The 10,633-nt window shown below is 37.2% G+C and carries 10 protein-coding genes and 1 pseudogene; 10 read left to right on the plus strand and 1 reads right to left on the minus strand.

Going from position 1 to position 10,633, the window contains the following annotated elements; translation table 11 throughout:
• Positions 1-173: 173 nt before the first annotated feature.
• From HPS53_RS12255 to HPS53_RS12290, 8 genes are all read left to right on the plus strand, one after another.
• Positions 174-1,337, plus strand: coding sequence for a hypothetical protein (locus tag HPS53_RS12255; protein WP_104369566.1), 1,164 nt, complete (start codon positions 174-176; stop codon positions 1,335-1,337).
• Complete coding sequence (locus HPS53_RS12260; RefSeq protein WP_172206479.1) at positions 1,334-2,206, plus strand: nucleoside phosphorylase; 873 nt, start codon at positions 1,334-1,336, stop codon at positions 2,204-2,206. The genes HPS53_RS12255 and HPS53_RS12260 overlap by 4 nt, the downstream gene beginning before the upstream one ends.
• A gap of 7 nt (positions 2,207-2,213) precedes the next feature.
• The gene (locus HPS53_RS12520; protein WP_216651930.1) at positions 2,214-3,128 is read left to right on the plus strand and encodes a GNAT family N-acetyltransferase; all 915 of its coding nucleotides are present in this window, start codon (positions 2,214-2,216) and stop codon (positions 3,126-3,128) included.
• A 21-nt stretch (positions 3,129-3,149) separates the two neighbouring features.
• Positions 3,150-4,547 carry a tRNA uridine-5-carboxymethylaminomethyl(34) synthesis GTPase MnmE gene (mnmE, locus tag HPS53_RS12270; RefSeq protein ID WP_172206490.1) on the plus strand — a complete coding sequence of 466 codons (1,398 nt, stop codon included), beginning with the start codon at positions 3,150-3,152 and terminating at the stop codon, positions 4,545-4,547.
• A gap of 248 nt (positions 4,548-4,795) precedes the next feature.
• Entirely contained in the window at positions 4,796-5,698 is a 903-nt protein-coding gene (locus HPS53_RS12275; protein ID WP_172206482.1) for a helix-turn-helix domain-containing protein, read from the plus strand.
• An 84-nt stretch (positions 5,699-5,782) separates the two neighbouring features.
• Entirely contained in the window at positions 5,783-6,889 is a 1,107-nt protein-coding gene (locus tag HPS53_RS12280; RefSeq protein ID WP_172206484.1) for a site-specific integrase, read from the plus strand.
• Positions 6,890-6,897: 8 nt separating this feature from the next.
• A complete protein-coding gene (locus HPS53_RS12285; RefSeq protein WP_135958666.1) occupies positions 6,898-7,263 on the plus strand; it encodes a lipofamily protein in 366 nt (121 codons plus the stop codon).
• A gap of 264 nt (positions 7,264-7,527) precedes the next feature.
• The gene (locus tag HPS53_RS12290) at positions 7,528-8,412 is read left to right on the plus strand and encodes a mobilization protein (protein WP_172206486.1); all 885 of its coding nucleotides are present in this window, start codon (positions 7,528-7,530) and stop codon (positions 8,410-8,412) included.
• A gap of 10 nt (positions 8,413-8,422) precedes the next feature.
• Here HPS53_RS12290 and HPS53_RS12295 read toward each other — a convergent pair whose 3' ends face one another.
• Positions 8,423-9,355, minus strand: a complete 933-nt coding sequence (locus HPS53_RS12295; protein WP_170106398.1) for a restriction endonuclease — start codon at positions 9,353-9,355, stop codon at positions 8,423-8,425.
• A gap of 184 nt (positions 9,356-9,539) precedes the next feature.
• Between HPS53_RS12295 and HPS53_RS12300 the strand changes: the two genes are divergently transcribed.
• Entirely contained in the window at positions 9,540-9,905 is a 366-nt protein-coding gene (locus tag HPS53_RS12300; protein WP_008760305.1) for a helix-turn-helix domain-containing protein, read from the plus strand.
• Positions 9,906-9,916: 11 nt separating this feature from the next.
• Positions 9,917-10,549 (plus strand): annotated as a pseudogene (locus tag HPS53_RS12305) (DUF3987 domain-containing protein); the annotation flags it as partial.
• Between the last annotated feature and the right edge of the window lie 84 nt (positions 10,550-10,633).

Consider the following 10,633-nt stretch of genomic DNA (forward strand, 5'->3'; position numbering starts at 1 on the left):
GGCATGGTTACGGACAAGTAACGTAGCGGCGTCCTGATTTGGCTTCAGCGGTGATTGCGATGGCTTCACGAATAATCGGATGCACGACTGAAACCCCTGTAACTCAATTCTATCACTATATCTTTCCACATTTCACTTTTTTGTAGTAACTTTGTCCCGTAAAAAACAAAGATATGAGGAAATTATTAATCTTAATCACCATACTCTGTGTAATACCATTTTATTTATCAGCACAGAACATCTCAAAGCGCTCTAAATCAGCGTCAAAAGCGGAACAAAAAAATGATTCCCCAATTGAACGCATGATTACCGCAACACAAGATATTATCTTTATCGACAGTATAGTTGTTGATAAAGATAAATTTCTTAGTAAATACAATCTCGGTTCTGAGGCAGGAAATATATACAAATATAATGATTTCTTTAATCATTCAGATTTGCAGTCCAATTCTTTTATATACGTAAATGAAATTGGAGACAAATGCTATTTCCCAATTGAAGATGCACAAGGTAATGCAAAACTATACACTAGTGACAAACTTAATGGGAACTGGACAGAACCTGTCATTGTAGAAGGTTTATATAATGACAAAGCATTGTCACAGTTTAATTACCCTTTTATGATGCCCGATGGAGTCACATTATATTTTGCCGCAACAGGGGAAGAAAGCATAGGTGGGTTGGATATCTTTGCCACAAGATTTGATGCAGATGAAGGTAGATTTCTTGAACCGGAAAATATCGGTATGCCATTTAATTCTGAAGCAAACGATTACATGTTCGCAATAGATGAGTTGAATAACATCGGATGGTTCGTAACAGACAGAAACCAAACGGAAGGAAAAGTGTGCATATACATATTTATTCCTTCTGAGACACGACAAACTTATTCCACAGATAAATATTCAATGGAGGAAATAAAAGAATTTGCCCGTATCTCTAAAATATCAAAAACTTGGAAAGATGGCATAGAAAGAAAGAATGCATTAAATCGTTTATCAACTATTCAGCCAAAAATGGAACAAAACAAAGAACATTTCTCGTTTGTCATAAATGACAATATTTTATATGATAAAATATCTGATTTTCGTTCAAAGAATAATATAACCTTATATAGACTATTGAAAACAAAGAAAGAACAATTGTCTGCACTTGACCAAACAATCGAAAAGGCACGCATCTATTATATAACAGCAAATTCTCAGGAAAGAAAGGTATTAAAGAATGAAATATTAAAAAGCGAGCAACAATATGAAGTTCTTGAAATAACTATCAGTAAAATAGAAAAAGAAATTAGAAATTCAGAAAATAACCTTTTAAACCAGAACAGATTATGAAAAAATATTTTGAAGAATCAGAGTTGATAATCAACAATGACGGAAGCATATTCCATTTACATTTAAAACCAGAGCAACTTGCCGACAAAATTATATTGGTTGGTGATCCCGGACGTGTAGAATTGGTAGCTTCACATTTTGAAATAAAAGAATGTGAAATTGAAAACAGAGAGTTTCGTACCATAACCGGAATATACAATGGTAAACGAATTACAGTACAGAGTACTGGTATTGGATGTGATAATATTGATATTGTGATTAACGAAATTGATGCTTTAGCAAATATCAACTTCAATACACGCACAGAAAAAGATATACACCGTGAACTATCTCTTGTTCGTATCGGAACCTGTGGCGGCCTACAACCTGACACACCTATAGGTACTTTCATTGCTACTGAAAAAAGCATTGGCTTTGATGGACTATTAAATTTCTACGCAGGCAGAAATGAAGTTTGTGACATTGATTTTGAGGAACATTTCAAGAAACACATGAATTGGAACCCACAACTTGGCGCACCTTATGTAATTGATGGTGATAAGGAACTGATAGAACGAATTGCATCATATGATATGGTGCGAGGTGTAACCATTGCATGTGGAGGTTTTTTTGGTCCGCAAGGACGTGAATTACGCATTCCACTCGCAGATCCAAATCAGAATAAAAAAGTAGAAAATTTCGAATACAACGGTTACCGTATAACAAACTTTGAGATGGAAAGTTCTGCCTTGGCCGGATTGGCCCGCCTAATGGGACATAAAGCCATGACATGTTGCATGGTTATTGCCAACAGAAGAGCCAAAGAAGCTAATTCTACATATAAAAACAGCATCGACAATCTAATTAAAATAGTTTTGGATCGTATATAATTTATCAATGAATATCGAAGACATTAGAATAAATGAGAAACGAACAGACGTATTGATATCAAAATTAGTTTCATTATGGGAATTATCTGTAAAAGTATCGCATTCATTTCTCACTCACCAAGATATATTTAGGTTACGACCATATGTACAAAAAGGATTAAAGAATATTGAAACACTCATCACAGCATATTATAAAAACGAAATAATAGGATTTATTGGTATTGAATGTAAAAAAACAGAAATGCTATTTGTTATCCCGAGCTATTTTGGTAAAGGTATTGGCAGGAGATTAATGACAATAGGAATAGAAAAATTTAAGACTCAATATGTTGATGTGAATGAAGAAAATCCTAATGCCAGTACTTTTTATCATAAAATGGGATTTGTTATATATAATAGAAATGCAAAAGACTCCCAAGGGAACAACTTTCCTATATTAGAAATGAAAAGAACCGATTTTTATATAAGGAATGCAGAAAGTAAAGATATTGAAGTTTTACAAAAGATATTCAAAGATACAATCCTAAGCATAAACATCAATGACTATTCTATTAATGAAGCAAAAGATTGGGCATCATGCGGAAATAACATTAAACGTTGGAAAGAATTAATTACCAGTCATTATTTTATAGTCGCAGAAACATATAAAAAACAAATTATTGGCTTCTCTTCTATCAGTAGAGATGGATATATTAATTCTATGTTTGTTCATAAAGACTTCCAACGCATTGGCATCGCTAAAACTTTATTCAACGAAATGGAACTATATGCGCGTACAAGAAGAATAAAGAAACTTACATCAGAAGTAAGCATAACAGCTATTAATTTTTTCCAAAAGAACAGATATATTATAGTTAAAGAACAGAAGCGAAAAGCAAACAAAATGTTTCTTACAAATTATTTAGTGGAAAAATATTTATAGTTAATGATAAAAGAAACAGGAATGGATACAGAAAAAACTATCTGCGCAATAGCCACATCACAAGGTGGAGCTATAGGAATAATAAGAATTTCAGGTAAAGAGGCTATCAATATTGCAGATGAAATTTTTATTCCCAAAGACAAAACCCCATTAAAGGAACGTAAACCATATACATTGGCTTATGGAAAAATTTGCAATAACAAAGAAATAATAGACGAAGTCCTAATTAGCATTTTTCATGCTCCTCACTCTTATACTGGTGAAAATTGTATTGAGATTTCATTTCACAACTCACAGTATATTGCAGATAGAATATTAAAACTTCTAATCCAATATGGATGCCGACAAGCCTCACCGGGAGAATATACACAGCGCGCTTTCATAAATGGGAAAATGGATTTAAGCCAAGCTGAGGCTGTTGCTGATTTAATTGCGTCAACCAATCATGCAACACATATAATGGCCATGAACCAGCTGCGCGGAAAGTTCTCGTCTGAATTGCACTCTTTAAGAGAACAACTATTGCACATGACATCGCTAATAGAACTCGGACTTGATTTCAGTGATCACGAAGAACTTGAATTTGCAAATAATGAGGATTTACTATACCTTGCGAACAAAATAGAAAGCAAGATTTCTTCTTTATTAAAATCATTCAAAACAGGAAGAGCTATGAAACAAGGAATTCCTGTTGCTATTATTGGTAAAACTAATGTAGGCAAAAGTACTTTATTAAACCAATTATTAGGCGATGATAAAGCTATTGTGAGTAATATACATGGAACGACACGAGATGTAATAGAAGATACAATAGAAATTAATGGAGTATCATTTCGCTTCATTGATACGGCAGGTATAAGAAAAACAACAAATACAATAGAAAATATTGGAATAGAACGGACATTCAAAAAAATAGATGAAGCCTCAATTATTATATGGGTAATAGATAAAATACCTACGGACAATGAGATTATTAGTATTGTCCCCAAATTAGATGGAAAGAAAATAATAATTGCATTCAATAAATCTGATTGTATAGATAATATAAAAACAGAAATAGAATCGTTAAAACAAATAATAAACAAGCATTCTATAACAGACTCATCCATTATTGAACTTAGTGCAAAACAAGGAACAAATATATCTGTATTAGAGAGTATAATATATGATGTAGCAAATATTCCTGAAATAAAAGAAAATGATATCATTATCACAAATATACGCCATTACGAGGCCTTATATTCCTCTCATCAGAATATAAAAACTTTGATAAACGGAATTAAACAAAATATGGGTAATGAATTATTAAGTGAAGAATTACGTCAATGCATATATAACCTTGGCGAAATAATCGGTGGAACAATAAAAACAGAGGATACATTAGAATCAATATTTAGAAATTTCTGCATCGGCAAGTAAGTGGTGATTACCAACGATTAGCATATATCATCAATGATTATTAAGGCGTTCATTTTGAGCGCCTTTCTTTTTAGCCTTATAAGCGATGGTTATCGTTTATAGGGCTTTTTCAGCTCATTTTTGTACCGCATTTGTTGCTCGCTTGTTACTCTCCGATTTTAGGCGGAAAGGTCGTGGACACACTGGTACGTCATGGTACGTGGTGGTACGCGATGAAACAGATTTGGCGAAATAAACGGATAAATAAAATGAGTAGTAGAATCGACATTCAGAAAAGATGTAAGTGGTGCAACGCTGTTTTCACAGCTCATAAGACGACCACAGAGTATTGTTCACACCGATGTGCCAACCTTGCCTACAAAGACAGGGTTAGGAAACAGCGTATCGAAAGTCTGCAACACGAATTAGGGAAAAGTATAAAGACACCTCCTAATTTGAATAAGGAGTATCTTACTCCATCAGAAGTAGCCGAGTTATTAAACATTGGGCGTACTTCTATATATCGCTATATCCGCAATGGAATAATCAAAGTAATCCGGTTTGAAAGGAAAACGCTTGTTCGCAGAGCTGATATAGAAAATATGACTGACTATCTTTCGAATGAAAACGAGAAGACATCAACAAAAGAGAAAGCCCCTATCACCGATTTCTATACCACTGCCGAAGTCAAAGAGAAATTCAATGTTGCCGAATCGTGGATATTTGCAGTAGCCAAGAAGAATAACATACCTCGGACTTTCAATCGTGGCAAAACCTACTGGAGCAAGAAACACATTGACGCTTACTTTGCCAAGAAAACCCCGAATCCTGACATTACTGAATGGTACAGCACGCAGGAAATGCAGGAGAAGTTCGGCATGACCTTATCTGCCATCTACACTTTCGTTTCCAAGAATGCTATCCCGAAGAAGAAAGAGGGCATTATGGTATACTATTCCAAGAAACATGTGGATATAGCCAAAGGAGTGGCAGCACCTGAAGAACCGCAATACTACACGGTGGCAGAAGCGATGGAGAGGTTCAGTCTTACTCGTGACCAACTCTATCATTATGCTAAATATCACAATATTCCAAAGGTCAAGAAAGGCAAGTACACGCTTATTTCCAAGCCTGAATTGGATAAACTACTCGCAGCTCCCAAGATTGAATAAGTTATTTCTCGGTGGTTACTGCCACCATTGAATCACCTTATTCCTTTGCACCAAATAAATGTAAAACTCTAAATATTAATCAGTATGACACACACGTGTACAAAAGTAACAGTTCGCCAAAGAGCGATTCGGAATAATCGCATCTCTTTGTATCTGGATTATTATCCGGCAGTTCGTAACCCCGAAACCATGCAGATGAGTCGTCGGGAATATCTCGGCATCTACATCTATGCCCATCCTAAAAATGAAATGGAAAGGGAGTTCAACAACGATATGCTGAATAAAGCAGAGGCTATCCGTTGTATCAGAGTGCAGTCGCTCATCAATGAAGAGTTCGGCTTCTTGGATAAAACCAAGCAGAAAGCCGACTTCCTCGCCTACTTCAAAAAGATGTGCCGAAGTAAAGACCAGAAATGGACGTTTGTCTATCAGCATTTCTACAACTTTGTTAAAGGGCAATGCACCTTTGGCGAGGTGAATGTGGACTTGTGCAAGAAGTTCCGTGAATACCTGTTGAACGCCAAGCAGCTCAAACATAGCAACCGCCCCATATCCCTCAATTCGGCATCCGGCTACTACTCCACTTTCAGAGGATTGTTGAAGATTGCCTATCGAGACAAATGGTTGCGTGAAAACATCAATGACTATCTTGATAAGATTGAACCGCAAGATGTGAAGAAAGAGTACCTGACACTGGACGAAGTGAAGCAACTTGCCGCCACTCCTTGCGACATCCCCGTTCTGAAAGCAGCTTCTTTGTTTGCTTGCCTGACAGGGCTACGCATCAGCGATATTCTCAATCTTCAATGGGAAGATTTTGCCATTGCTCCCGACCAAGGCTATTGCTTGCGTATCAGAACACAGAAAACCCAAACGGAAGCGACCCTTCCCATAAGTTACGAAGCCTACGAGCTATGTGGTACACCCGGAACCGGCAAGGTATTCAAAGACTTGAAACGAAGTATGATTAATTATCCGCTGAAAAGCTGGCTCAAAAAGGCAGGAATAACGAAACCGATAACCTTCCACGGATTTCGTCACTCATATGCCGTCATCCAAATATCCTTAGGTACAGATATTTACACGGTCTCAAAGATGCTAACGCATAAAAACGTATCCACAACTCAAATATATGCCGATTTGGTCAATTCCAAGAAACGAGAGACTGCCAATAAAATATCACTCAAATAGATATAATTATGAAACGAGGAATCATAACAAATAACGGACAAGGCATCTATATTTCTGATGGCGAAGTATGGATGACCTCTTGGGAGATTGCCGCCTTGCTTTATACAACAGCAGGAACTATCCATGCAGCAATCAAGAGAATCTTGAAAGCTAATGTTTTAAAGAGCTACGAAGTTTGCAAGTACATCAAATTGGAGAATGGGAACAATGCCGATGTGTATAATCTCGATATGGTTATAATCCTATCCTATCAGATTGACACCGGACATTCCGCTGCATTTAGGAAATGGCTAATAAACAAAGTCGCTCGTAAACAAGATTACAACCTCCTGTTATATTTCAACAAGGATACAAACCATACATTGTATTGCTAATAAGCAATATCTCTATACCCTATTGATTATCTGCATTGTTTACCTTAAATGATGCAGATAATTTTTGTTTTTAAGATACACAAGCCTATTTACCCAACTATTTTCATCCAAAAGCAAGAAATTTGCAATACGCTTATTATTAGGAGTGTAACGTGGTGAAAAGTGATGAAATATATCGTCAAAAGCCCATTAGCAGGCAAAACTATGGATTTTCTCAAAAATTAATCCTATATATTTGCACACAAACGATTAATACATCTCACTATGGAACAGAGAAAGATAGAACATATAACATTGCATCTGATTGTTTTTGGTACAATCGCAATCATTGGTGTTTTAGCCCGCCAGACCGTACTTCACTATGGCTGGGACGAGTTCAGCAGCTACCTCATATTGGTGGTATGCTCCATTATCATGGGGGCTATCTATCTCAATCTGCAAATGGTATTCAGACAACTCCTTTCACCTACAATAGAAAAGTGCTTTATGAGATTTGAATGCTATCGCAACAAGGCTGTAGTCGTAGAAGCTCCAGCAGCAAACTCGGAACTTGCCGGAAGTTCTATAAATTCAAAACCTATCATTTCTGAACCTGAACCCGAAATTGAAATCGAAACTACATCTGACATAACAGAAGAAGTTTCTACTCTATCATATTACGAACCCAACGAAGATGTGGCAGAACTTCCAAAGGAGGAAACCACGCCTTCTACCAACAACACATCTATCGAAGAATCCGACCAGCCATCAGAATACGAGATTCTTCGTGCAAACGCTATGGCAGAGAAAGAACGTGCCTCACAAGAAAAACTCAATAAGGTTATCGCATACACAAAACAAACTTTGGTTTCCTATCTTGATGAAACGGCACTTAATCGCTTGTGTGGATATGTGGCAGAATATTACTTGTTAGATACTCTGCCTGAAGTTGAACCAATAAAGGTCGATTCTCAGTTAAAGACCATTGACATCATGCACTTTGGATGGAATATCGGCAAGGCATTCAGTAAGCCACGCTTACAGACCGCCACTTTTATAAAGAGGGTATTTACCCATACCCTCCGTGATTCGGAAATATCTACTATTGAACGTAAAATGTCGCATACAGAATCAGAATGCAAGATTAAATTAGATAGAAAAATTGCATAACGCAATACCATTAGGCATTGTCCATTGCATCCCAGTAGTCCATATCCATTTTCATGACTTTAAGGACTTTCTCTGTTTGCAATCCCAAGCCATAGTCATAAATATATTCTGTTAATTGCTGACCATTTATCAGGATAATAGTTGGTGAACCGTTAAGGCTTTCCACATATTCCATCGCACCTTTAGAATAATCAGAGGTGGTGATGAATACACCTTTCTTGGATGGTGTTCCTGCAACAGCTCCTACAAAGCTCTGAACCTCATGACGCTGAACATTATTATCTAAAGCATATCGCTTTGCCTGTATGGATATATGATTAAATCCTAAAATATCTTCTTTAATGATACCATCTATACCACCATCATTAGATAGTTTCGTTACAACACCTGAGTTTTTGACCTCGCCACCATACCCCATTGCTTGAAGTAATTTCACAACTAACCGTTCAAATTCTTGTGGCTTTTTACTTAATATAGTTGTCAGAATTTGAGATTGCACATTCTGCTTTATCCTATCATAAGAATCAGCTAATTCTTCTTCCGGTGTACGTTCATCATCATTTCCCAAATGGGAAGAAGTGTTGTTAGCATCCTTATTTTTAGAACTTTTCTTCGGAGTTTTCGCATTCACTGTTAATTTGATGAACTCATTTATTTGTTTCTCCGTGCATGAAGAAAGCATAGACAGTCCCTTTTCGCTGATTTTATAATCACCTCTTTGGGGCTTTTCTACAAGACCTGCAATAAAAAGATACGATAAAGCCCACGAAATACGGTCTAAGAATATTTCGCCATTACCAGAAGGATACCAAGCATTCATTTCCTCATCGGTCAATCCAAAATGCTTAGCCAAAGGAATGCGTAAATCTTTAGCTCTCATAACTATCCCGGCACTTAATTCTTTCAATGCCTGTATCCGTATTTCTTCAAATTGCGGTATCATAAACGACAAATTTGTTTTATAGCTTCAATAACCACTAGTATTTCATGACACAAAGGTACTTAAATTACTCGTAATCATCACTTATTACCATCAAAAAGTTATTCATCAGTTATATTTTGGTGAATGATTCCACCATTGAAACACCTGTTTCCTTTGCCGTCGAACAATTAAAAACGATTGGCGTATGCAAAAAGAAACAGTAACATTTGATAAGCTGCCCGAAGCGGTAGGTTATCTGACCGAACAGGTCATCGAGTTGAAAAAGATGGTAGCGGAACTCCAGCCACAGCCATCTGACAAACATGTGTTGGTAGAAATAGAGGATGCTTGCCGTATCATCCGAAAAGCAAAGCCTACCATCTATACATTGGTACGCAAAGGGCTGCTTCCGGCTTACAAGAAAGGAAAGAAACTCTATTTCTATGAGGACGAACTTCTTGCTTGGATTGAGAACGGGCGTAGAAAGAGTGCAGAACAGACTTACGAGGAGATGCTGGCAAATATGCAAGGCGGTGTCCGTCATAAGTCCAAATCATCCATGAAGTTTTAATGAGTAGAACTATGGATACATCCTCTATTAATCCGGCATCCATCATTGACGAAGCGGTTGATTTAAGTATGCGATTGGCTGGCACTGATTTTCCTGTCAGCATATTCCCGACAAAAATCCAACGCATCATCAGTGAGGTTCACGAATGCCATAACTACCCGACTGACTACATTGCCTCTGCAATTCTTACAGCGATTGCAGTTGGCATCGGCAACACGCATCTTGCCCAAATCAAGCAAGGCTGGATAGAAAGTCCTATTCTGTATATGGCATTGATTGGAAGACCGGGAGCAAACAAAAGCCATCCGCTCAGTTTTGCTATGAAACCGTTTCTTGATTATGACTACCAGCAGAATCAAGTCTTTGAAAAGGCTCTTGCCAAGTATGATGAGCTGATGAGTATGAGCCGCAAAGAACGAGCGGAAAGCGGTGAAGAACAATTTCCTCAGGAGCCAGTTCGTAAACGCTTCTTAATTTCGGATGTAACGCCTGAAGGTTTGAGCCTTATCCATGCGCAAAACAAACGTGGTTTATGCTTGTGGGCTGACGAGTTATCCGCTTGGTTCAAGAACTTCAACCGTTATAACAACGGTTCGGAAGAACAGTTCTGGCTGTCGGTGTTCAGTGCCAAGACCACTCTTACCTTTGCAGTGTCAATAGCGATTGGCACTTTTTTCTAGTAAGAGAGATGTCCATCGGGTGGATAATTGTTTGTAGTTTTGCTAAAA

Origin of the sequence: Prevotella sp. PTAC (genome assembly GCF_013166535.1) — a bacterium.
GTDB lineage: Bacteria > Bacteroidota > Bacteroidia > Bacteroidales > Bacteroidaceae > Prevotella.

Coding starts and splice junctions, on each gene's coding strand:
- HPS53_RS12520 (WP_216651930.1), top strand. CDS start 2,214: ATGAATATCGAAGACATTAGAATAAATGAGAAACGAACAGACGTATTG.
- HPS53_RS12300 (WP_008760305.1), top strand. CDS start 9,540: ATGCAAAAAGAAACAGTAACATTTGATAAGCTGCCCGAAGCGGTAGGT.
- HPS53_RS12280 (WP_172206484.1), top strand. CDS start 5,783: ATGACACACACGTGTACAAAAGTAACAGTTCGCCAAAGAGCGATTCGG.
- HPS53_RS12255 (WP_104369566.1), top strand. CDS start 174: ATGAGGAAATTATTAATCTTAATCACCATACTCTGTGTAATACCATTT.
- HPS53_RS12295 (WP_170106398.1), bottom strand. CDS start 9,355: ATGATACCGCAATTTGAAGAAATACGGATACAGGCATTGAAAGAATTA.
- mnmE (WP_172206490.1), top strand. CDS start 3,150: ATGGATACAGAAAAAACTATCTGCGCAATAGCCACATCACAAGGTGGA.
- HPS53_RS12290 (WP_172206486.1), top strand. CDS start 7,528: ATGGAACAGAGAAAGATAGAACATATAACATTGCATCTGATTGTTTTT.
- HPS53_RS12260 (WP_172206479.1), top strand. CDS start 1,334: ATGAAAAAATATTTTGAAGAATCAGAGTTGATAATCAACAATGACGGA.
- HPS53_RS12275 (WP_172206482.1), top strand. CDS start 4,796: ATGAGTAGTAGAATCGACATTCAGAAAAGATGTAAGTGGTGCAACGCT.
- HPS53_RS12285 (WP_135958666.1), top strand. CDS start 6,898: ATGAAACGAGGAATCATAACAAATAACGGACAAGGCATCTATATTTCT.